The sequence below is a fragment of the Paenibacillus profundus genome (assembly GCF_021369635.1).
Lineage (GTDB): Bacteria > Bacillota > Bacilli > Paenibacillales > Paenibacillaceae > Paenibacillus_B > Paenibacillus_B profundus.
In genome coordinates, this window is sequence record NZ_JAJNBZ010000005.1 from 14,847 (window position 1) to 37,919 (window position 23,073).

Below are 23,073 nucleotides of genomic sequence, written 5' to 3' on the forward strand. Positions count from 1 at the left end.
AGAAGCACGTCAAGGTCCGATACCCAGTATACCTTATTTCGGCTCTAAATTTAAATCATGAGGGATATGTATAAAAGCAGAAATACAAATCCATGCTTAAACAGCCTGTCGAGGGGGCTCGGCAGGCTGAACTTTATCATGATTGATGCTCACTTCTCCTTAATTGGGCACGCCTTCAATGATAGATACGTGAGTGGAGGTCGGCACGATTCTATTGAGCCTGAATCCGGACTGCTGGAGCAAACGCTCATATTCCGCTTGCGTCCGCTCTTTCCCTGTTGACATCGCGAGCATCTCCATATCGAGCAGCTTGCCAAAATGAGCCTCGTTGCCAGAAGCAAGCACGACTTCCAAGAGCAGCAGCTTGCCGTCTTCCTTCATGGCACTGCGGCAGTTGCTTAGGATCGAGATGGACTCTTCGTCGCTCCAATCATGGATAATGTGTTTCATCACGTAGGCTTCTCCACCCTGCGGCACAGATTCGAAGAAGTTGCCTCCCATGCAATCGCAACGCGCTTCCAGCCCCAAGCTCTTTATGTATTGCTTGGCACTGTCAATGACTGCGGGCTGATCGAACACAATCCCCTTCGTATGCGTACAAGATGTCAAAAGCTGCTCCATCAATATCCCATGCCCTCCGCCAATATCAACAACTGTGTCGAATTGCGAGAAATCATAAGCAGCGAGGACGGCTGGAATTATGCTCCGCGAGTAAGCGCTCATAGAGTCTTGAAAAATAAGCTCGGCCTCCGGGTGTTTAGCTAAATAGCTGAACACGTTCATGCCATACGAAGCTTCAAATGCGGAAACCCCTTTGGTCAGAGATTCCAGAAAATGACCGGCTGGCTGCGAGTGCCATGGCTGCCCATACATCAGGGCGTGCGCATATAGAGAATCGGGCGTATCAGAACGAAGAAACGGTCCCAGCGGACCCAATTCAAATGTTTGTTCATCCGTCTCCCTAAAAATATCCTCATCGCAGAGGAAACGCATCGTACGGTACAGCATAGAAGCTTCTGTCTGTGTTAGACTGGCAAGTTCTTGACAGGTACGCGGTCCTTCTGCTAGCAAATCGGGAATGCGCAATTGGGTTACGGCATATACCGCTTGTGATATGATACTTCCCGCAAGCATACGCAACAATCGTTCAGATTCATTCAAATATTTGGGTACGACGATGGACATATGGATATACCTCCTAATATATGGTTTTGATACATATATTTAGTTCCATATAAACAGGTATATTCCTCCTTTTTCCTAATTAATTATATTTTCACCAATTCGCCTCTTACACCCAACCATTTACCCTCTAAAGACTAGATATTTTTTCCACTCCGACAGGTTCACTTTTTTCGCTCATAAGGAAATCTTCATAAGTCAGATTCGTCAGATCCTCTTTCGTTAGTTTTCTCGACTTTCTTATTAATCTCACTGCTTGATTCCTTATTGCTTTTTCGAGAAGGTTACGGACAAATCTAGCGTTACTGAAATTAAAGTTTAAATGTTTTTCCTGAGAAAGATGCTCTTTAATTTTATTTGTGGCTTCAGTAAGAATAATGTATTCTCTTTCAAAAGCCATTTTATAAGCGATTTTAACTAATTGATCAGTGGTGTAATCGGGAAACTCGACATGAATCGGAAATCGGGAAGGCAGTCCGGAATTGGTTTTTAATAGATTATTGATTTCTTTGGGATAGCCGGCAAGAATAAGGATGAAATCATTTTTATGATCTTCCATTGCTTTCACCAAGCAATCAATACATTCTTTTCCAAAATCTTTTTCTCCGCCACGTGCTAAACTATAGGCTTCATCCACAAACAAAATGCCCCCAAGTGCTTTTTTCACTACCTCTCGTGTCTTCTGCGCCGTATGCCCGATATACTCGCCTACGAGATCCGCTCGTTCCACCTCCATCAGGTGGCCTTTGCTGAGCATGCCGAGCTGTTGAAACATTTTAGCCAATATTCGTGCCACCGTCGTCTTGCCCGTGCCCGGATTCCCCTTAAATAACATATGATACACTTGGGATTCTGATTGCAATCCTTCATTTTTACGCAACTGTTTTATTTGCAGCATCGCATATATTTGAAACACCAATTCCTTAACTTCTTCTAGTCCAATCATTTCATCGAGCTCTTTGAAGATTGCCGAAAAAGCTTCCATGTGTTGGTTTGTTTCTTTAACCGGAATTTCTTCGACAGTTCGAATCTGTTCGGGAGGAAAATTTTTAAAAACTACATTTATTTTTCTGGCTTGAGTCGTTATTAGACGGTTATCGTCAGTCACCAGTTACACCCCCCATCATATCCCTCAATTTGATCCGTATGTAAAAGAAATCTTCCTGATGTTCAATATATTCTAGTGTCGAACAGGTTATTAGCAGTTTAGCGCAGCCATAGTTCGTCCCATTTCCATTTCGTATAGGCGAGCGACTCGCGCGTACGGTGCCACGGAAGGAACAGCACCTTGCTCCCTGTCGTCTTGAGTTCCGGTTGCTCATACCCGAGCGCATCGGCAATCTCATAGGCTCTCGCCCCATGAAAGTCGTGTGTCATAATCGTCGCGCTCTTCCAGCCCTTTTCCTTCATAATGTCCTGGCTGAATTTTAAATTTTCCAGCGTGCTCGTTGCGTGCTTCTCCATCTCGATCCGGCTCGGCTCCACACCATGCTCAATCAAATAGTTCGCCATCCCCTCTGCTTCGCTCAACTGGGCATTAGGACGATCTTTGCCGCCGGTCACGATGAAATATTCGAACTTCCCCTGCTCATATAACTCCAATGATAGATCCAACCGTTCCTGCAGCGCCGGACTGGGCTTGTCTCTCCATAAGGATGCTCCCAGTACAATCCCTACTTCGGTAGGCTTCGATGAATTTGCGAAGTTGGCATATCCCGCTCCCCCGATTTTCCATTGCGTATACCCGAACCAAATCAAGCCGATCAACATGCCCGCTCCTGCAATCCAGAGCAAGCGTCTCCACAATGAAACCTTATGTTTACCTCTGTTACGCAACCGATTCCCCTCCAGTTTAAAAAAAGAACGCGCAATGAGTGCATTGCGCGTTACACATGTTGTAGCTTCATATTTTGATCTAAGCTGCGCTCCTTTACGGAGTCCCGCTTTGTTCTTCATCGGCGTCGCGGTTCTTCCGCCCGTTGTGACGTCCGTTATCCTTTTTGTCTTGACTATCCGATTGGATGCTGATCCTGTTATCGGCACCTTGGCCCTCCGCAGGTGGCGGATCAATCGAGTCACCGGGATCCGGGTCCACTGTTCCTGGAATCGTGATGGCGCCGTCGTCCGGATTGCCTCCTTGATCGCCTGGATCGGTACCCGGATCCGGCTCTCCGGTATTGCCCGGATCAGGTTGGTCCGGTATTACCGGATCAAGCGGATTGTTCGGATCAATAATCGGTGGTTCAATCGGTTCGATCGGAGGCTCTACCTGTTCTTCCTCAATCTTCACCGTGACTTCATTGGATTTCTTCGATTCTTCGTTATTGCTCTCAGCCGTTACATAATACGTGTATGATTCGCCTGCAAATACGCCGATATCTTCTGCGTTGGTTACCTTCAAGCCGCTCAGAACGCGGGCGTATTCTTTATCCTTGGACGATTTACGGTACACGTGATATACGATATTGTCGCCATCTACCGCGTTCCAGCTGAGCGATATCATCTTCGTATTTTCAGAATACGAAGCGTTCAAACCGCTTACGGCTTTGACCGGTTCCGGCTTCTCTTCGACCTTATCTGGCTTGCCGAAAGAACCGGACTGTCTGTTCTTCAGCGCTTTGCCCATCACTTCACTGAACATGCGCGAAGGGACCCGGCTGCTCTCGTGCAGCACATGGTCGCGGTCGGTCTTGTCATACCCCATCCAGACGGCGGCCGTCCATTCTGGCGTATAACCGACGAACCATGCATCACGGTCGCCATTGCCGTTATAGCCCGGCACCGAATGCTGCGTCGTCCCTGTCTTACCCGCCACCTGGCGTCCATCGATACGCGCTTGCTTGCCCGTACCATTCTTCACGACCTCCTGCAACATGTCAGTCATGTAGTAGGACGTCTTTTCGCTCATTACACGCTTCGGCTTCGGCACATGATATACATAGAAATCATGTGCCTTCCGGTCTGTAATTTTGGAAATGGAGTAGGCCGGATAATAATTGCCGCCATTCGCAAACGCGTTGTAAGCTTCGGACATGTTCAGCGGGGATACGCCGTGCGTCATCCCACCCAGAGCGATAGACAAGTTATAATCGTCTTTCGTTAACGGGAAGCCCATATTTTTAGCAAAATCAAAGCCCGTCTTCAATCCAATCTCATTCAACAGCCACACTGTCGGGATATTTACGGACCTCTTGACGGCCTCCTTCATTTCCATCGTGGCGCTATAGCCGCCCAAGTTGCTTGGACAATAGCCGCCGAAACATTGCTTCTCGTTATTCAGCTTGGACCACGGAAACCATTCTCCGGTCTCCATTGCGGGCGCATAGGCGACGATCGGTTTGAACGACGAGCCTGGCTGGCGTTGAACCGTGGCGCGGTTCAACCCTTTGGTAATGTAGTCGCGGCCCCCCATCATCGCCATAACCGCCCCGTTCTTATGGTCCGTGATGACCATGGCTCCTTGCACTTTAATATCGTCTTTGCTCTTTTCGAACAATTCATCATTGTTAAAAGCGTTAAACATGATGCGCTGCGCAGACGCGTCCATCGTCGTGTAAATATGGTATCCGCCGCGGTTCAGCTCATCTTCGGTCAATCCAGTCTTATCGACCGCTTCCTTCACCACGTAATCGAGGAACGATTGGTAGGCATCCGTCCCATTTTGGTCCGTTTGCGTGCCGTCCTTCGATTCTTTCGGCTCATAATCCACTTCCGATGCTTCCTTCATTTCCTGTTCGGTAATATAGCCTTGTTCATACATGAGCTTCAATACGATCTGACGGCGCTCCTTCGAGCGTTCCGGATTGTCGATCGGATTATAGTGGGACGGCGCTTTTGGGATCCCCGCCAGCGTGGCCAACTCCCACACTTCAAGCTGATTCAAGTCTTCTTTATCAAAATATTTGATCGCCGCCGCTTTGACTCCATAAGCGCCTTTACCGAAGTATATCCGATTCAAATACATCGTTAATATTTCTTCCTTCGTGAAGTGATTCTCCAGCGCCAACGCGATGGACACTTCCGTCGCCTTCCGGAAGAAGGTCTTGTCGCTCGTCAGGAACATATTTTTTGCCAGCTGCTGGGTTATCGTGCTGCCGCCTTCAACAAGCCGTCTAGATACAATGTCCTTGACCATCGCGCGGCCGATAGACCATAAATCGACGCCTTGGTGATCCTTGAACCGTCGGTCTTCCGTGGCGATAAAGGCATTGCGCAGCTCTTCAGGAATTTCTCGCGCCTCCGCAATCTCCCTATGCTCGATTCCCTTTCCAAGCTTGGCAAATTCATTGCCATTTATATCATAGACAGTGGAAACTTCGGCTAGCTGGAACATGTCCGCGTCTTTATATTCTTGCATGAGACGTTCGCCGTTCAACAGAATGAACAAGTATCCGCCCACCGCACAGAAAATGGCGAACGCGGCCGTAAAGAACATAAGCCAGAACGTTTTTCTCATAGACCACTTCTTGCGTTTTTTCGCTTGCTGCTGCTTCGGCTTTCCTTTCGCCGGCGTTCTTGTGCGGGAAAGCTGTGGTGTATCCTTATCTTTTGCCATCTACATTCGACTCCCTTATTCTCCTCGAATTTCTCTCTCTTTCTCTATAGAATGATAAATCCTTATTCCCTATACCCTATATGACCCGTAATGAAAAGAACAACCCTTCAGGGTTGTTCGGCAGCGGGCTCAATTATTTAGACGTGAAGGAGGGACAAAAAGTTTCATTTCTTTCTGCCCCTCTGCATGAAGCATCTACGCTTCGTTCTGATGATCTTGCATCAGGGATACGTTACGCTGCGGCGTAAACGTCGAGATGGCGTGCTTATATACCATCTGTTGACGTCCATCGCTGTCAATGACGATCGTGAAATTATCGAATGCGCGGATTACACCGCGAATCTGGAATCCATTCGTTAAGTACACCGTCACTGGAACGCTTTCTTTACGCAATTGGTTCAAAAAAGTGTCTTGAATATTAATAGATTTATTCATCGTCCGTACCCCCAATAATCATGAGATTGTGTTGAAATATATTCAACCTCTTACCGAAACTTTCCTGCTATGATCTTACAAATTTGTGTGAAATGTTTGTCTGTCTGTTCCGAGTCAGTAACATCAACCCATTCAAGGTCTGTCATTCGGCGGAACCATGACAATTGACGCTTGGCGAACCGTCTCGTATCTCGCTTTAACAGTTCGACAGCTGCATCCAATGACATTTCGCCTTCCAAGTAAGCGGCAATTTCCTTGTATCCCAATCCCTGCATAGATACAAGATTACGCGAATAGCCTTGTTCCAGCAATTGGCGAACTTCGTCAATCAAGCCTTCCTGCAGCATGATGTCGATTCGGGCCTCAATTCGTTTATAAAGCATCTGCCTGTCCATTGTCAAACCGATCATGCATAAATCATACGGTGATTCTCTCTTCTGACGGGCTAATTGAGATGATAACGGCTCTCCGCTCAGATGGAATACTTCAAGCGCGCGGATAACACGCCGCTGATCATGATGATGCAGACGCTCCGCCGTTATTGAATCCACTTCCTTCAACCGCTCATGCAGCGCTTCCGTGCCATGCGAAGCAGCGTAATCCGCCATCTGCTGCCTGAACTCCTCATCGGAACTGTTGTCGCCGAATTCAAATCCATAACAGAGAGATTCGACATATAGACCGGTTCCACCTACGATGAAGGGAATATGATTCCTCGCGGTAATTTCACTGATAAGCGTCCGGCCGCGATCTTGAAATTCTGCCACAGAAAAAGCTTCGTCCGGATCGTGGATATCCATCATATGATGAGGGATGCCTTCACGTTCCTGTACGGACAGCTTGGCTGTACCGATATCCATCTTACGGTACACCTGCATGCTGTCACCGGAAATAATCTCGCATTCATAATGCTTGGCAACGCTCAAACTCAGCTTGGTCTTGCCGACAGCCGTCGGGCCGACGAGGACGAGCAGCCTTGGTCTACTTAACGATGATATTGTCGGCAATGTCAATCACTCCATAAGCTAATTTCGATCCCGTCTGGACGACACGGTTAAAGCCGAGCCGGGCAAACTCTGAGCTGTTGCGCAGCTCTTTCATGACTACTCTTTTTCTCGCCACACGCATCGCTTCCGCAATCGCTTGACGAGATAGCGCTTCATGATTCGCCATCGTCCGCATCGGATTAAACGCGGACGAATGTGTAACCGGCTCCCTGAACATCGGATCGAAATATACGATATCCATTGAACGGTCAGGCATCGATTTCAACTTTTGGGAGTGGTCTGCGCGCTGCAATTCAATACGGCGCATCGCCTCATTGACCTCCACCACATCGCTTTCATACAGCTGCAATCCTTCGTGTACCAGCGTGAACAAAGATGGCTCGCTCTCCAATGCGACAACACGCCCGGCGGCTCCGACCGCTATGGAGAAGACGAGGGCATCCGCCGCAAATCCCGCCGTGCAATCAAGCACCTCATCTCCACATGTCGCGCCGCTTGCCCTAATCATCGAATCTGATTCACCGGCCAGAATTCGCTTCGCGCGCACAAACGCCATGCTGGGATGATAGGTCAATTCCGTAACCCCCAGCTGCGTGTAGCGTACGCTGTCATTCGTGTAGACAAGAAATTCATCATCGCCATATTTCCGTGTCAATCTTGATAGCGATTGCTTGCACCGCTCAACAAAGACATACCCGAAAGCATCTGCCGTGTGGCGAGCGCGCTCTTTGATGTGCGGGGATGAGAAATCACCCGTTGTGACAATCATTAGCTCCTCCTCATTATAAACGCTATGGAAAGGGAAACACAAATATCATCCTTTTAGAGGTTTTTCAAAAAGTCCCCTTTTGATCACGAAGAATCCCAAGTGGCCATTCGACGTGCTGAAAAGGGACCTTTTTGAACGCGCCCTTTTACATAACCCGTTTAAACATTTTCTCTAAATCATAGGTAGTAAAACGCACGACAATCGGCCTACCGTGCGGGCACGTATAGGGTTGACGGCACGTGGCGAGCCGGGCGAATAACGTCTCCGCTTCGGCATCCGACAGACGCTGGTTCGCTTTAATCGATGCTTTGCAGGAGCACATAATAGCCGACGCTTCTCGCAATTTCGCAATATCCGGCGCCTTTTCGCCCAATACCCAATCCGTCATTTCTTGAATAATCGATGTTTCCTGGCCCTTTGGGAACCAATATGGATGGGATCTGACCAGAAACGTCTGTCCTCCGAATGGTTCCATCTGCATACCAATATGCTCCAACAGATGCATACGCTCGCGAATACGCTCCGCTTCTGACGGCGTGAATTCCAACGTAATCGGCAGCAGCAGCTCCTGAGATGCTTGAGCCGGCCTGCCGAATTGCTCATAATAATATTCGTAATTAATGCGCTCATGCGCCGCATGCTGATCGATAAGATACAGCCCTTCTTCATTGGAAGCAATGAGGTAAGTGCCATGCAGCTGTCCAATCAACGATAGCGCAGGAAAAGGTGGCAATGTCGCTTCTTCCGACCGTTCGCCGCTGTCCATCCACTCTTTCCATGCTTCTCCGCTCTTCTTCGGCATATTGCCTAAGACAGAAGGGGGAACTCTATCCTTGAAGCCGCGTCCCTCCTGCTCCCCATACCGAGGCTTCGCTTCATTCACGTAAGAAGCGCGCGCACCGGTTTCTGCAGGATGCTGAGCCGGTTCACTCTGCTTAGAAAATGTACTCTGTTGCTTCACTGCATCTTGCGGAACAACTGCACTGTGAGATGCCGCTGCATGCTGTTGAACAGACATGACGCTGTTCGTTAGAACAGTTGGCTCCAGCTCAGTACGAGACGCAACTGCCGCGGCCTTCGTCTCGGTTGGTATGTTCGCAGCATTTTCGGCCCCTTCCTGAGCTGCAGCAGCCCCTGCTTGCGCCTCAGGGGCGAAAGGCGCAGGCGGTAAACTTGCGCCTTTGTTGCCAGACGAAGGAACCAATGCTCCCATCGGCTTCAGCTGCTGTTCATTGTTGGCATCCACAGTCGCGGCGGAAGCCCATTGCAGCTCCGTCTGCTCCACGAAGGTGCGCACCTTCGCTTTCGGGGCAGCCGCCTGCGGAATCAACTGCTGCTTCAGAAGCAGCTGCTGCAGCGTGCTCCCGATGAATTCACACAGCTCTGCTTCTTTGCTGAAGCGCACCTCCAGCTTGGCCGGATGTACGTTCACATCGACGAGCGTCGGATGCATCCGCGCCTGCAGCACAACCATAGGAAAGCGATTAATCGGCAGCAGCGTATGATAAGCGCGCAGCACAGCCTGATTCAACGGAAAGCTGCGCACATACCTGCCGTTCACGAACCACGACATCGCATTCCGGTTCGAACGTGTCATCTCCGGCTTGCCGATATAGCCCTCCAGCTCGAAGTCCAAATGCTCCGCCTTCACCTTCATTACGCTTTTAGCCGTATGGACGCCATATACTGCAGCGATAACCTGCAGCAAATCGCCATTGCCTATCGTCTGCAAGAGCGCATTATCATTATGCTTCAACGTGAAGGCAATGCTCGGGTATGATAAAGCCAAACGGTAAATCAAATCGGAAATATGCCCCAATTCGGTCTGAATTGTCTTCATATATTTCAAGCGCGCAGGCGTGTTGTAAAATAACTCGCGTACTGTAAATTCCGTACCTTGCATCGATTGCGCCGGCTCGAACGTCTTGATGGTTCCGCCTTCAATGACAAGCCGTCGCCCAAGGCCGCTGCCATCGGTGGATGTCACGACGTCCACCTTAGCCACGGCGGCAATACTCGCCAGCGCTTCGCCACGAAAGCCGAGGCTGCGGATAGCGAACAGATCTTTGCCTGTTAAAATCTTGCTTGTCGCATGCCGCTGGAACGCATTTTCTACATCATCGTCCCCGATCCCAGAGCCGTTGTCTTTAACTCGGATAAGCTGCAGCCCGCCCTCTTCAACCGTCACGTCGATGCGAGTGCTGCCGGCGTCGATGGCATTTTCCACTAACTCCTTAACTACGGAAGACGGTCGTTCAACCACTTCTCCCGCCGCAATCTGGTTAGCTATGTGCTCGTCCAATATTTTTATGACCGCCATGCTCGGATACCTCCTTATTCAACAAGCTTGACTTCACGTGTTCAGACGCCGCCTGGCTGCTATTGCTTCAATGCACGAGCTTGTCTCATCAAATCGTGCAGCCGGTTCATCGCTTCGAGCGGCGTCATCGACAAAACGTCCACTTCCTGCAGCTCGCGGATGAGCTGTGCCCCTTCACCTGCCGCGACAGCATTTGAAGCGTGCTGCGGCGTACCGGCTGCAGGGTGAGCTTGCGTCAAGCCGTCATCTTGGCCAGCGTCATGCGAAGACACGGCTTCTGCAGCCCGCTCTGCCGCTGCTGCTGATTCGCCCCATCCGAATAGCGACAGCTGCTCCACACCATTCACGCTCACGTGTGCTTCTGCAGGCGCAGGCGATGCAGCAGCCCGCCCCTCTGATGAGCCCTCCGCTGCACCAGCTGCTGGCAAGCTCGATGGCCCATCTAGCAGGGACTCTGCTGCGGTCCGGGGCTCATACTGCTTCAACAGGTCATATGCGCGTGTAATAATCGAATCCGGAATTCCGGCAAGACGGGCGCAATAAATGCCGTAGCTTGTGCTCGCCGCGCCCGGAATCAACTTGCGCAAGAAAGCAACTTGATTGCCGCTTTCTTTCACAGCCATGCACACATTTCTTAAGTGAGGTAATCGTTCCTCCAAATGCGCCAGCTCATGGAAATGAGTTGACACGAGCGCTTTGCAGCCAATCTCATCGTGCACGAATTCAATGACAGCTTGCGCTATGGACATCCCTTCGCTCGTCGATGTCCCCCGCCCCAGCTCATCGATGATGACAAGGCTGCGCCGTGTGGCTTTCGCCGTCATTACTTGAATGTCCATCATTTCGACCATGAACGTGCTCTGGCCGCCAATTAGATCGTCCGCCGCCCCGATGCGGGTGAAGATGCGATCGATAATCGGCATCTCCGCCCGTTCCGCTGGAACGAAGCAGCCGATCTGCGCCATGATGGAAATAAGCGCAACTTGGCGCATATAGGTGCTCTTCCCTGCCATATTCGGTCCTGTAATGAGCAGCATCCCAGCTTCCGCCTCTTGCAGCAGCGTGTCATTGGCCATGAAATTGCCGCTTTGCATAACCGCCTCTACGACAGGGTGGCGCCCCGCATCAATATGCATGTCATAGCCGTCGTTAAGCTGCGGACGGACAAATCGTCTCGCAGCGCTCACATTGGCCAACGATTGATACACATCGATCTCAGCCACCGTCTCCGCCAGCGTCTGCAACCGGCGAATGTGCTCGGCGACGCGCTGCCGCAGTTCGCTGAACAGCTCGTACTCGAGTCCGACCATTTTATCTTCCGCTTCCAGTATGAGCGATTCTTTCTCCTTCAGCTCGGCTGTGACGAACCGTTCCGCATTGGCGAGCGTCTGCTTCCGTTCATACCGGCCTTCTGGCAGTGCAGCTAGATTGGACCGTGTCACTTCGATGTAGTAACCGAACACCTTGTTGTATCCGATTTTCAGCGACTTAATGCCCGTCGCTTCCCGTTCTCTCCGCTCCAACTCCGCAATCCAACGCTTACCGTTCACACTAGCCTCACGCAGCTGGTCAAGATAATCGTCACAGCCTGGCTTAATTAAGCCGCCGTCTCGAACCGAGATAGGAGGCTCGTCCACAATGGTGTGCTCAATCCATTCCAGGATATCCTCACACGAATCCAGCTCTGCCACCCGCGCTTGGAGCGTCGTCGAGGACGTCTCCGCACAGAGCTGCTTCAAGGCTGGAATTTTGTGCAGCGATGCTTTTAATGCCACCAAATCGCGACCGTTCGCCGTACCGAAGGCGATGCGGCCGACCAAGCGCTCCAAATCATATATGGAAGCCAACTGCTCGCGGATATCTTCACGCCAAATCATCTGATGATAAAGAGTCTCCACAGCTTCGAGACGCTCATCAATAGCGCGGCGGTTCATTAAAGGCTTGTCAATCCAGCGACGCAAGAGACGCGCGCCCATGGATGTCTCCGTGCGATCCAGCAGCCAGAGCAAAGAACCTTTCTTCGCCCGCTCGCGTACCGTCTCCGTCAGCTCTAAATTGCGCCGCGTAAAAGAATCCAGCACTAAGTATTGGTCAGGCTCATATGTGCGAATCTGCGTCAATTGGCTTAAAGAACGCTTCTGCGTCTCAGATAAGTAAGCCATGAGCGTCGCTACCGCCTGCTGGCGCTCCGGCTCCAAGCGAGTCATTTCCGCTTCTCCGAATTGCTTCTGCGCCAACGACTCATCCAGCCGTGCCCATGAAGTAAAGAGCACCGACTGATTCCACGCCTTCGCAATCGGCTCTGCTTGCTCCAGCAGTCCGCTTGAGCCGATAATTTCGGTCGGCATATATACATTCAACTCATCAAGCAGCCACGAATGGGATGCAGGAGCAGATGTCACGACCATTTCCCCCGTAGACAAGTCACAGGCAGCCAGTGCGTTGGCGCCCTCATGCTCGGTCAAGCATACTAAGTAATGGTTCGATTTCTCATCAATCAATTTGCCTTCCATGACAGTGCCCGGCGTGACGATGCGCACGATTTCGCGTCGCACGACGCCTTTCGCAACTGCAGGATCCTCCACTTGTTCGCAAATGGCGACTTTGTATCCTTTTTCAATCAAGCGTTGAATATAGTTTTCGGCTGAATGATACGGCACTCCGCACATCGGAATGCGTTCTTCCCCACCGCCTTCTCTACCGGTTAACGTAATCTCTAATTCTTTAGCCGCCCGAATGGCGTCATCAAAAAACATCTCATAGAAATCCCCGAGACGAAAGAACAAAAATGCGTCTTCAGCTTGTTGTTTAATCGACAAATATTGTTCAATCATCGGCGTATGTTTCGCCATAAGCAACCTCCGCTACCATGAATAGAGTTTTATTATATCAAAAAAAGAGCATATACTCACGCCGCATATCTTTTCTTCTAGTGCGTATTTAAACATCCCTCTATACTATTTGCCGTGCAGCCATGCGGCACGAATGTCATCATTCTCGTTCCAGCGCCAACCTGTGTTGATTCGCGTATACAGAGAACGGATGGCTTGAATGTCCGCGTGGACAGGTCGGGAAACACCCGATATGTTGCTCCCCATTTCAGTCTCCAGCGCGTCCAACACTTCTTGAAGCAGCGCAAGCGCCAACGGACGCAGCTCTGTCCCCGCCTCTTCTTCGCTGCACCGATAATAGCGCCGCACAATCTCCGCGCGCACGCTGTCTCTTCGCGCAAGCTTGGTCCCATGCACGACAACAGTATGGAATAAAGTAAGCACTTCCAGCGTCAACTGCGGACTCCCCAGGAAGCTTGGCAGCGTACGGTATTCGAATCCGCCTTCACCGCCATGCTCCTGCAAGCGCACGTCTCCGAACGTGCCATACTTAGGCCGTCGGCGCAGCGCCCCATGCGAGTCCTCTATTAATGCTAACGGAAGTGCGACATATGTATCAAGCATGCGAACGAGATCGCTCGTCAGAGCGATGCCGCTAACATGGATATGTCCGCCAAGCGCAAAGGTCCCGAGCGGTTGACTCCCGGCGAGCCATACCAGCGAGATACCGTCTTCGTCCTTCGCTCTTATTAGGCGGGCAGCCCGTACCATGGAATCGCGCAGGTGCTGCAGCAGCTGCGCCGGAGTCGTTGCAGGCTCTGGACGCAGCTCCATGAGCGGATAACGTAATTTGCCTTGAATGCGCACCGCATCACATCCGGCCCCCCCGCCTCGCGGCAAATACCGGATTGCCGGAACTATTTTGCGGCGCCCCGGATGATACAGAATTAGTTCCATATCGAGACCGAGCTTCAACGACGTCTTCGACTCATTCCGGCTGCTTGCAGTCTCCGCCAGCGTCATGGACCATGCGGCGATGTACCGCGACATAACCCACTCAGGGAGACGCCGCGGCGCCGGCTCGACCCGCTCGATAACGTCCCCCGCTTGCGGTTCATCCACAACGCCTGCTGGCCATTCAGCATTATGCTGCATCTCCTGAGAATGATACCGGAGCGTAATCGCGGCGATATCCCATCCGAGTGCATAAGCTGCACGCACCGCCATACGGCCGAGCCGCCGATACGGAGGCTGTGACCAATCGTCAAGCGGAAGGTAGCTGTACCCGCCTTGCGGCGTGCGTATGCAATGAGCAGCAGCGGCGACTTCGCATTGATTCACCCAGAAGCACAACGTCCGAACAAACCGCCGGCTGTTCTCAATAGGATATGGCTCAGACCATACCGCTTCGTCCGCGATCGGAAGTCCCCATAAGCGCAGGCGCAGGCGCATCGTGCGGTGATTCCAAGATTGGGCGAAGCGGTTCAGGATGATCATCCTGTGCTGTGTCCCAGTACGCACAGCACGCTTGGTTAACTCCTGCAATACCTCCTTCTTGTGAGAACGACGCATCCACAGCACAACGAGACAACCTTCATCCATTCGGTCGGGCCCCAATTCCGTCAGCCGATTGTTTTGCGTACACAATGCGGTCGGGATTCCGGTGCCGTTCCACATTTGACAGACCCTGTCATCGTCGGTCAGCAGCTGGATAGAATGAGGAATCGCTCCAGCTTTCACTTGGCTCCCCCCTCTTTCTTGCCGTTAGTCAAGCATCACATTTTAATTAAAAAAAAGGAGGGCTCCCGCCCTCTTCGATAATGATATTGCTGCATATTCTAAAATATGAAGTACAACAGATGAGGACTGAAGACTGTCGACAGAACTCGTGACTCATCCACCATGCGCATGTTGGTTGAGAGTTAAAAAGGAGAATGAAATTAGAAAAGCGCCGCAAACGTGAAGGGCTTGCGGCGATGACTACAACTCCTCATCCGACAAGTCCGGGTCTAAATCGTCGAAACCGTCATCCTGGCTGCCAAAATCATAGTCTTTATCTTCAAAGTCGAGGCAACCGTTCGGACATACGCGTACACATACTTTTGTCTCTGCCACCATTTCCACGGCGAATTCACGCTCTACGCGAATCATGACGCCGGTTCCGCTTGACGATACACTCGCCTCTACACAGTTCGGCTCTTGAAGCGCTTCCGCCGACACTTCCTCCGTAGCGGCACGATGCTTCGGATCAACATACGACAATGGAACGAGATCGACATACGACACCGTTTCTTTCGCAACATCCGTTTGGGAATTGCTATTGTACGAATACCAGATGTTGATGTCGTAAGTACCGATGACCTCAATGCCATCTCCTGCCCGCACCGATTCATATTGATGGTTTATAATCCATGCCCCCAATATGCTAGTCGGATGATGAGGCGGAGTGACCGTATGTGTGACGACGGAGAACTTACGACCTTTGCCGCAGATTGCTTTTGTGATGATTTGCCGGCAGTGGTGTTTATCTGTAATTGCCATCCAATGGACCTCCTCCATACAATCATTCAATTAAAGTGTATGCAGGACATTCGTCTAGGGTGACAAAAATTTTTGAGAGGCCTTTCATTTTTTAAAAGAATAAAAATGCTTATGGTGACGCGGTTTACAGTGCAGCTCGTAACCTTTTCTTGTCTTTTTTCGCTATTTTTAAATATTGCTGCAGTTCCCGGTTCACTTGCAAGACCGCAGCGCGAACCTCAAACTCCTGCCGTGTAGCAGGCAAATCCATTTCACGAAAGACGCCTTCCAGCTCAATTAGAAGCTGCTCGGTCTTGCCCGTATAATGCGGTTCCTTCACATCGTCGCTCAATTGGTCGAACAAATCCGCGACCAAATAGCATTGCGGCAGCGATTGGAACACCTGTGATAGCAGTTGGAGCATGCTCTGCACATTCTCCAGCTGCGCTTTGCGCATATAAAAATAGACAAGCCATTGCTCATCCGTTCGAATTTCCTCCGTGCGCAGCAGGCGATTCTCCAATGCTTTCGAAGCGATCGCAATCCCTTCATTCACCTTCGCATCCGCTTCAATAATTTCTTGACCGTCCCAAATATAAGAAGAATCACGCAAATTCCGGCTGATTTGAATAAAAATACGTGAAAATTGTTCATCTACCTCCTTACGAATATGAACAAGCTTCTCTTCTTCATTCGGCATATAGACGAGATTGACGAGGGTGGCGGCGCCCAATCCGATCATGAGCAGCAGCACTTCGTTGAATATCCCGTGCAGCGTCAATGCACCCGAGCCGTATATATGAAATACGACGACGGAACTGGTAACAATGCCTTCCTTAAAGTTAAGGCGGGCAATGATGGGAAAGGCAAGCAAAATATATAGGGCAAGCACCCATAATTGAAACCCTAGCACTCCGAACAATGTAGCGGCCAGCAGAAGGCCGACCAATGAGGCCAAAAAGCGTGCGGATACCGTCTTCACACTGCGCTTGCGCGTTACGTCCACACCTAATATGGCAAGCAGACCCGCTCCGAGCGGATTCATCGCACCGATAAGATCGGCGGTGATGATAGCGAAGATAGAAGCGATCGCCGTCTTAATGACACGAACTCCGACAAATCCAAACACCATGATATGTACTCCTTCATCATTCCAGTCTATAAAAGGTAATTCAAAAAGTTCCCCTTTGAACACGCACTTTAACGCATTCCGATATTTTATTATATCGACTTCCCTCCATAGTTGCAAAAAAAGAGAAATGTCTTATTTTGACATTTCTCCATGCTTGTTAGCCAGGAACGTTATGATCGGCGAATCAGTTTCCGTTCCAAAAAAGCGACCGCTTTGTACATCAATGTGGCTACAACCGCAATGATAACGAGTGACGACATGACGAGCGTAAAGTTAAATACTTGAAATCCGTAAATGATTAAGTAGCCCAATCCCACCTTGGAAACGAGAAACTCCCCGACAATAACCCCGACCCAGGCCATCCCCACATTGACCTTTAACGTAGATACAATCGCCGGGAAAGAAGCCGGAAGAATGACTGTGCGGAAGATGACGCTCTTGCTTCCTCCGAACACACGCACGACCTTAACATAGTTCGGATCCACCTCGCGGAAGCTGTTATAGACGACAAGTGTCGTTATGATAACCGTAATGGACAAGGTCGTGGCGACGATGGCTGTGAAGCCTGGACCGAAGCCGACGATGAACAGCGGACCCAGAGCCACCTTAGGCATGCTGTTGAATACGACCATATAGGGGTCCAACACGCGCGCGAGAAATTCCGACCACCAAATCAATACCGCAAGCAGCGTGCCGAGTACCGTGCCCAGAAAAAAACCGACCACCGTTTCGCCGACCGTCATGCCGAGATGAGGCCAAATCGACCCATTGGCAAAATCCTGCACAATCTGCGTCCATATTTTGCTCGGATAACTGAACAACAGCACGTCGATCCATTTGAAACGGCCCGCTAATTCCCAGAGTCCTACAAATGCAATTAATATGATAAATTGCGTCAGGGAGACGGTCGTGGCGAATCTGCGGCGCCGCTTGCGATAGCGGGCATACGTCTGTTCGACCATACTGCGGGAGTCAGGAAATTCGTCTGCGGCGCTGTTAGCCTCCGTTTGCTTTGCCATCGATCCCCCTCCGATCCGACGCTTCTAATTCTTTCCACAAATCATGAAACAGATCATTGAATCCCGACTGTTCCCGTGCGTAAAAAGGCTGGGTTTCCCGAATCAATTCCGGCACATCGAATGCACGCCGGATACTGCCAGGATCTCGGTTCAGGACAATGACCTGATCGCTGACCGCAATCGCTTCTGACAGATCATGCGTCACGAGCACCGCCGTCTTGCGATGCGCCTTTAATGTTTCTACAATGAGATCTTCCAGCTGAAGCTTCGTCTGATAGTCAAGTGCCGAAAACGGTTCATCCAACAGCAGCAGCTCTGGTTCGGTTGCCAGCGTGCGCACCAAGGCCACTCTTTGTCTCATGCCGCCGGATAACTGATGAGGATAGAGTGACTCTGTCCCTCCTAATCCCATACCGTCCAATAGTCTGATTACGCGTTCCTTCGAGGCCGAATTCAACCGCTTCGTCAATTCCAGTCCGGTACAGGCATTTTCCAGAATGGTTCGCCATGGAAATAAATAGTCCTGCTGCAGCATGTAACCGACACGCGGCGAAGGGCCGTTTACAAGCTGGCCGTACACGAACGCACTGCCGTAGGTCGGCTGCAGAAGTCCTGCCATAATCGAGAGCAGCGTCGTCTTTCCACAGCCGCTCGGACCGACAAGGCTTACAAATTGCCCCGGCATGATGGTGACGGACAGTCCGTCGATAGCGAGCTTCGCTTCACGTTCCGTTACATACACATGCGTCACTTGCGACAATTGTACCGCTGGAACCATATGTCCGCCCCCTTTCCCAACTCTGTTCCTTCACGCGCCTCATTTTATTTAACCTTCTGCTTGGCATCCTGAGCGAATTCGTTGTTCACAATCTGCTTCAAGCTGATCCGCTGCTTCAATTCTCCGGCAGCTTCAAGCACGTCAAGCAGGTTGTTCCATTCCTTCTCCTCCAGTATCGGATCGGTGGCGAAAGAGCCTTGATCCTTATACCGCTTCACGGCACTAACGACGATATCCCGATCTATATCTTTAAAGTAAGGCATAATTACATCCGTTATCGCTTCAGGCGATTCCGAATTCACCCAACGCTGTGCCTTAACTATCGCATTTGTAAATTTCTGAACCGTTTCTTTATTTTTCGTAATAAAGCTTTGCTTTGTCATAAATACGGTATACGGCAATTGGCCGCTTTCCACACCAAAGGATGCGACCACATAGCCCTTGCCTTCCCTTTCGAAAATGGAAGCTTGCGGTTCGAACAACTGAACATATTCCCCGGTACCTGACGCATACGCGGAAGCCACGTTCGCAAAATCAATGTTCTGGATTAACTCCAAATCTTGATGTGGATCGATTCCGTTCTTTTTGAGCGTAAATTCTCCGGCCATTTGCGGCATCCCGCCCTTGCGCTGACCAAGGAACACGCTTCCTTTCAATTGATTCCAGTCGAATGAATCCGTCTTCGTCCGCTTCATTAAGAACGTTCCATCCGTCTGCGTCAACTGTGCGAAGTTAATGACCGGATCCTCGGTCCCTTGCTGATATACATATATCGACGTCTCCGAACCGACCAACGCAACATCTATGCCGCCGGACAACAGCGCAGTCATCGTTTTATCCCCGCCAAAGGTCGTCTGCAGCTCCACATCTAAACCTTCTTCTTCAAAGAAACCTTTGCCGAGCGCCACATATTCCGGCGCATAAAATATGGAACGGGTCACTTCTCCGACTCTCACCTTGATGCGGTCTCCTCCGCTACTACACGCGCTCAACACAATAGAAAATATGAGGACTGCGGCTAATGCGAATACACCCAATCGTTTAGGCATCATAATCATTCCCTCCTCTGCTTCTTAGTCAAGTCCCATGTCTGACAAACCATCAGTTTGCCATGTCGAACGGATATTGCAGTCTATGCATCATACTTACAATTGGTTATTGGCCCGTTTACGAAAAAAAACGCATTCCCTTCTTTTCGAAGGGAATGCGCTTCTGCTGTACGCTGGTACAATTTATCTGCTTTTGACCAATATATTAACGGCTTCTTGAATCACGTCGTCCGGATCGTTGCCCTGCTCCAGCTGCTCTCGCACGCAGGATGCCAAATTCGCGCCGATGACTACTCCAATTGCGCGGTCCACTGCAGTACGAATCGCCGTAAGCTGGGTAACAACGTCCTTGCAATCCTTTTGCTGCTCCATCATGCTGAGCACGCCGCGAACTTGCCCTTCCACACGCTTGAGCCGATTTTTAACTGAATCATGATATTCCATCTCATACCTCCTTCCCATCGAGCGGCAAACCTCTATTCAATATGATACATAAAGCATACCTTGGCTTCGACTTCGGTTCAATAGGACGCGCTTTCCGACTCATCAGGCCACCAGGCTTGGCACCTTGTTCAACGCGTTTTTCAAAATCTCGACATACTGCCGTTTTGTACAAGAAGGTGCGTCCTTCTGTATAATAAGTATTATTCGGGTTGCCGCCGTTTTTTTCAAGTACCTCATTGGAAGAACCGAGCGCGTGTTTGCTTGGCTCAGAGCCCCCGCTTTGAATCAATATTTTCGTAAGGTATGCGCTATATTTCCATCTGCTGGCGAATATCTCTGTCTTAGAAGAAGCCGTTAAAAAAATGAAAACGCAGCCCCGAAGAGCTGCGTTGTGTGATAATATGGCGATACTATATACCGTAGACGTCCTTCGTCTTCTCTGTCAAATAATCGACCAAGTACTGCGGATTCAGCGCCTCGCCCGTCACCTTCATGATGATTTCCGACGGGGTCAGCAATTTGCCGTACTGATAAATTTGCTCGGACAACCACTCTTTAATCGGGAGCAATTGGCCTTGCGCAATCGTGTCGTCGAAAGAAGGCATTGCCTTGCGCATTGTATTCATAATCTGTGCGGCATACATGTTGCCGAGCGAGTAGGAAGGGAAGTAACCGAAGCCGCCGCCTGCCCAGTGCACGTCCTGGAGCACGCCTTCACCGGCGTTCTGCGGACTGACGCCCAGGTAGGACTCATATTTCTCTTGCCATACCCGTGGCAAGTCATCAACCGACAGCTCGTCATTGAAGAGCATCTTCTCGATCTCATACCGGATAATAATATGTAGGTTGTAGGTGACCTCATCCGCTTCAATTCGAATAAGGGAAGGCTCCACCCGGTTGATTGCGCGGTAGAACATGTCCCCGGTTACATTCTGCAGCTGAGTCGGGAATAATTTTTGCAATGATCCATAATAGTGCTGCCAGAACGGGCGGCTGCGGCCGACTACATTTTCCCAGAACCGTGACTGTGATTCATGAATTCCCATCGACGTACCGCTCGAGAGCGGCGTCCCTGCGAACTCTTTGCTAATATTTTGCTCGTAGAGCGCGTGGCCCCCTTCATGCAGCGAACTGAAGATGGCGCTGGCCACATCGTCCGTCTTATAGTTGGTCGTAATCCGCGCATCACCCGGATTCAAGCCAATCATGAACGGATGCACACTTTCATCCAATCTGCCCGCATCGAAATCGTAGCCCATTTCTTTCAACAATTGAAGACTAATCACTTTTTGGCCTTCAATAGGGCACTCGCGATACAGGAACTCGAATTCAGGCTGCGATGAAGCCTGAACGGATTGTACAAGCGGAACTAACGAATCCCGCAGCTGACCGAACGTCTCATCCAGCTTAGCTACGGTCATCCCAGGTTCATACATATCGAGCAAAGTGTCATAGCGCGTATCTTTAACGCCCCAGTAATCAATGAATTGCTGAGTCTTCGCTACAATATCCCGTAAATACGGCTTGAACATCTCGAAGTCGGCTTTCTCCTTCGCTTCTTCCCACACTGTCTCCGCATGAGACGTAAGCACGACATGCTCCTGATACAGCTCTGGCGGAATCAGGCGGCTGCGGTTAAATTCCTTGCGGGCATCCGTCACCATCTTGCGATCGGCGGCGCTTAACGCTTCGAATTGCTCCGGCTGCTCAAGCGCATCCAAGCAGCTTCCCATCTCGTTCGATACGGACAGCTTGAACATATCGCCTGACAGGACGCCAATCGTCTGCGCGCGCTGCTCGGCGCCTTTGCGCGGCGCGCCGGTGCGCAAGTCCCACTGCATCAGGCCGATCGCTTCTTCATAGCTCTTCAATTTTCCAGTGATATTATGAAATTGCTGCAAAACCGATTGATTTTGTGTACTCATGTTCGATTCACCTCTATTTACGTAATCCCTTTCCTCTTGATGATACGTGGTGTAAACGATATAATCAACTTTCAATAACGGTTGTATCGCGTAAAGGAGCTGGAACAGATGTCCGTTATAATTCAAATTACGGAAGCGGCCGCTTCCGCGCTAGCGAACCGGCTTGTCCCATCCTGCTCTGGGAAAGGAATCATCAAGCTTATTTATGATACGGACGGTTGCGGCTGCGCTGTCAATGGAGTGCCGGCCTTGTGGCTGATCGATGAGCCTGCCCCATTCGATCTGGCCGTGGACACGAATACCAGCTGGACACTCGTGATGGATAAGCATCAGATGGTGTTTTTCGATGAGGCGCTCGTTCTGGACGTGAGCGGCACGACAGGAATGTTCAAGCTGAGCAGCACGCAGCAAATTTATTCCACGCACGTCGCATGCGAAGATCATCGCAGAGCTCATGTAAACTAACAGGTTTGGAGGAACCGCACATGTCCAATATGTTCAATATTTTGGATTACAATCGTCAATTTGTGGATAGTAAACAGTACGAGCAGTATTTGACCGACAAGTTTCCAGACAAGAAGATGGTCATCATCACCTGTATGGATACGCGTCTGGTCGAGCTGTTGCCGCGGGCGATGAATTTGCGCAACGGCGATGTCAAAATCATCAAAAACGCAGGCGCTATCATATCGCAGCCGTTCGGGAGCGTCGTGCGAAGCGTGCTGGTCGCGATTTATGAATTGGAAGCAACCGAAGTAGTCATCGTCGGCCATTATGAATGCGGAATGACCGCGCTCAACTCGCAAGGCATTATCGATAAAGCGAAGGAGCGCGGAATCGAAGATGTCGTCCTCGATACGTTGACGAACTCCGGCATCAAGCTTCATCATTGGCTGCGCGGCTTCGATAACGTGCACGAAGGCGTGCTGAACAGCGTTCGCATCCTGCGCAAGCACCCGCTCCTGCCGCCGGATGTGCCGGTTCACGGCATGGTCATCCACCCAGACACCGGCGCGTTGGAATGGATTGCGGACGGTTATCGCTATTTGGAAGAGCAGAACTCCGAGTCTTCGCACGAAGAGCATTCTCCTTCCGCCACTCGTTAAG

19 protein-coding genes are annotated in these 23,073 nt (G+C 50.5%); 2 read left to right on the forward strand and 17 right to left on the reverse strand.

The window, feature by feature from the left end; all coding sequences use genetic code 11:
* Window positions 1-159 precede the first annotated feature (159 nt).
* The 17 genes from LQV63_RS08830 to LQV63_RS08910 all read right to left on the reverse strand — a co-directional run bounded on the left by LQV63_RS08830 (window position 160) and on the right by LQV63_RS08910 (window position 21,966).
* On the reverse strand, window positions 160-1,185 hold the full coding sequence (locus LQV63_RS08830; protein WP_233696433.1) for a methyltransferase: 1,026 nt from the start codon (window positions 1,183-1,185) through the stop codon (window positions 160-162).
* Between the two features lie 127 nt (window positions 1,186-1,312).
* On the reverse strand, window positions 1,313-2,290 hold the full coding sequence (locus LQV63_RS08835; protein WP_019420437.1) for an AAA family ATPase: 978 nt from the start codon (window positions 2,288-2,290) through the stop codon (window positions 1,313-1,315).
* A 98-nt stretch (window positions 2,291-2,388) separates the two neighbouring features.
* Window positions 2,389-3,018 (reverse strand): YdcF family protein, encoded by a 630-nt coding sequence (locus LQV63_RS08840; protein WP_233696434.1) that lies wholly within the window; start codon window positions 3,016-3,018, stop codon window positions 2,389-2,391.
* Window positions 3,019-3,112: 94 nt separating this feature from the next.
* Complete coding sequence (locus LQV63_RS08845) at window positions 3,113-5,737, reverse strand: transglycosylase domain-containing protein (protein ID WP_233696435.1); 2,625 nt, start codon at window positions 5,735-5,737, stop codon at window positions 3,113-3,115.
* 195 nt (window positions 5,738-5,932) lie between these two features.
* Entirely contained in the window at window positions 5,933-6,172 is a 240-nt protein-coding gene (hfq, locus tag LQV63_RS08850) for an RNA chaperone Hfq (RefSeq protein ID WP_019420440.1), read from the reverse strand.
* 50 nt (window positions 6,173-6,222) lie between these two features.
* Entirely contained in the window at window positions 6,223-7,170 is a 948-nt protein-coding gene (miaA, locus tag LQV63_RS08855; protein WP_233696586.1) for a tRNA (adenosine(37)-N6)-dimethylallyltransferase MiaA, read from the reverse strand.
* Window positions 7,154-7,948: a class I SAM-dependent methyltransferase gene (locus tag LQV63_RS08860; RefSeq protein WP_233696436.1), complete on the reverse strand. Its 795-nt coding sequence runs from the start codon at window positions 7,946-7,948 to the stop codon at window positions 7,154-7,156. The genes miaA and LQV63_RS08860 overlap by 17 nt, the downstream gene beginning before the upstream one ends.
* 145 nt (window positions 7,949-8,093) lie before the next feature.
* Entirely contained in the window at window positions 8,094-10,268 is a 2,175-nt protein-coding gene (gene mutL, locus LQV63_RS08865) for a DNA mismatch repair endonuclease MutL (RefSeq protein ID WP_233696437.1), read from the reverse strand.
* 59 nt (window positions 10,269-10,327) lie between these two features.
* A complete protein-coding gene (gene mutS / locus LQV63_RS08870; protein WP_233696438.1) occupies window positions 10,328-13,120 on the reverse strand; it encodes a DNA mismatch repair protein MutS in 2,793 nt (930 codons plus the stop codon).
* Between the two features lie 105 nt (window positions 13,121-13,225).
* On the reverse strand, window positions 13,226-14,839 hold the full coding sequence (locus tag LQV63_RS08875; protein WP_233696439.1) for a putative amidoligase domain-containing protein: 1,614 nt from the start codon (window positions 14,837-14,839) through the stop codon (window positions 13,226-13,228).
* A gap of 240 nt (window positions 14,840-15,079) precedes the next feature.
* A complete protein-coding gene (locus LQV63_RS08880) occupies window positions 15,080-15,640 on the reverse strand; it encodes an outer spore coat protein CotE (RefSeq protein WP_019420446.1) in 561 nt (186 codons plus the stop codon).
* Window positions 15,641-15,764: 124 nt separating this feature from the next.
* The gene (locus LQV63_RS08885) at window positions 15,765-16,751 is read right to left on the reverse strand and encodes an aromatic acid exporter family protein (protein WP_019420447.1); all 987 of its coding nucleotides are present in this window, start codon (window positions 16,749-16,751) and stop codon (window positions 15,765-15,767) included.
* Window positions 16,752-16,921: 170 nt separating this feature from the next.
* A complete protein-coding gene (locus LQV63_RS08890; protein ID WP_019420448.1) occupies window positions 16,922-17,770 on the reverse strand; it encodes an ABC transporter permease in 849 nt (282 codons plus the stop codon).
* Window positions 17,748-18,548 (reverse strand): ABC transporter ATP-binding protein, encoded by an 801-nt coding sequence (locus tag LQV63_RS08895; RefSeq protein ID WP_233696440.1) that lies wholly within the window; start codon window positions 18,546-18,548, stop codon window positions 17,748-17,750. The genes LQV63_RS08890 and LQV63_RS08895 overlap by 23 nt, the downstream gene beginning before the upstream one ends.
* Window positions 18,549-18,592: 44 nt before the next feature.
* The gene (locus tag LQV63_RS08900; RefSeq protein ID WP_233696441.1) at window positions 18,593-19,600 is read right to left on the reverse strand and encodes an ABC transporter substrate-binding protein; all 1,008 of its coding nucleotides are present in this window, start codon (window positions 19,598-19,600) and stop codon (window positions 18,593-18,595) included.
* A gap of 180 nt (window positions 19,601-19,780) precedes the next feature.
* Window positions 19,781-20,041: a metal-sensitive transcriptional regulator gene (locus LQV63_RS08905; RefSeq protein WP_019420451.1), complete on the reverse strand. Its 261-nt coding sequence runs from the start codon at window positions 20,039-20,041 to the stop codon at window positions 19,781-19,783.
* A 410-nt stretch (window positions 20,042-20,451) separates the two neighbouring features.
* Window positions 20,452-21,966: a carboxypeptidase M32 gene (locus tag LQV63_RS08910; RefSeq protein ID WP_233696442.1), complete on the reverse strand. Its 1,515-nt coding sequence runs from the start codon at window positions 21,964-21,966 to the stop codon at window positions 20,452-20,454.
* 108 nt (window positions 21,967-22,074) lie between these two features.
* Here LQV63_RS08910 and LQV63_RS08915 point away from each other — a divergent pair, with 108 nt between their 5' ends.
* The gene (locus LQV63_RS08915) at window positions 22,075-22,431 is read left to right on the forward strand and encodes an iron-sulfur cluster biosynthesis family protein (RefSeq protein WP_233696443.1); all 357 of its coding nucleotides are present in this window, start codon (window positions 22,075-22,077) and stop codon (window positions 22,429-22,431) included.
* 20 nt (window positions 22,432-22,451) lie between these two features.
* Window positions 22,452-23,072, forward strand: a complete 621-nt coding sequence (locus LQV63_RS08920) for a beta-class carbonic anhydrase (RefSeq protein WP_019420455.1) — start codon at window positions 22,452-22,454, stop codon at window positions 23,070-23,072.
* Window position 23,073 lies beyond the last annotated feature (1 nt).

Coding starts and splice junctions, on each gene's coding strand:
- LQV63_RS08920 (WP_019420455.1), top strand. CDS start 22,452: ATGTCCAATATGTTCAATATTTTGGATTACAATCGTCAATTTGTGGAT.
- hfq (WP_019420440.1), bottom strand. CDS start 6,172: ATGAATAAATCTATTAATATTCAAGACACTTTTTTGAACCAATTGCGT.
- mutL (WP_233696437.1), bottom strand. CDS start 10,268: ATGGCGGTCATAAAAATATTGGACGAGCACATAGCTAACCAGATTGCG.
- LQV63_RS08910 (WP_233696442.1), bottom strand. CDS start 21,966: ATGAGTACACAAAATCAATCGGTTTTGCAGCAATTTCATAATATCACT.
- LQV63_RS08915 (WP_233696443.1), top strand. CDS start 22,075: ATGTCCGTTATAATTCAAATTACGGAAGCGGCCGCTTCCGCGCTAGCG.
- mutS (WP_233696438.1), bottom strand. CDS start 13,120: ATGGCGAAACATACGCCGATGATTGAACAATATTTGTCGATTAAACAA.
- LQV63_RS08880 (WP_019420446.1), bottom strand. CDS start 15,640: ATGGCAATTACAGATAAACACCACTGCCGGCAAATCATCACAAAAGCA.
- LQV63_RS08895 (WP_233696440.1), bottom strand. CDS start 18,548: ATGGTTCCAGCGGTACAATTGTCGCAAGTGACGCATGTGTATGTAACG.
- LQV63_RS08890 (WP_019420448.1), bottom strand. CDS start 17,770: ATGGCAAAGCAAACGGAGGCTAACAGCGCCGCAGACGAATTTCCTGAC.
- LQV63_RS08845 (WP_233696435.1), bottom strand. CDS start 5,737: ATGGCAAAAGATAAGGATACACCACAGCTTTCCCGCACAAGAACGCCG.
- LQV63_RS08860 (WP_233696436.1), bottom strand. CDS start 7,948: ATGATTGTCACAACGGGTGATTTCTCATCCCCGCACATCAAAGAGCGC.
- LQV63_RS08830 (WP_233696433.1), bottom strand. CDS start 1,185: ATGTCCATCGTCGTACCCAAATATTTGAATGAATCTGAACGATTGTTG.
- LQV63_RS08900 (WP_233696441.1), bottom strand. CDS start 19,600: ATGATGCCTAAACGATTGGGTGTATTCGCATTAGCCGCAGTCCTCATA.
- LQV63_RS08905 (WP_019420451.1), bottom strand. CDS start 20,041: ATGGAATATCATGATTCAGTTAAAAATCGGCTCAAGCGTGTGGAAGGG.
- LQV63_RS08885 (WP_019420447.1), bottom strand. CDS start 16,751: ATGGTGTTTGGATTTGTCGGAGTTCGTGTCATTAAGACGGCGATCGCT.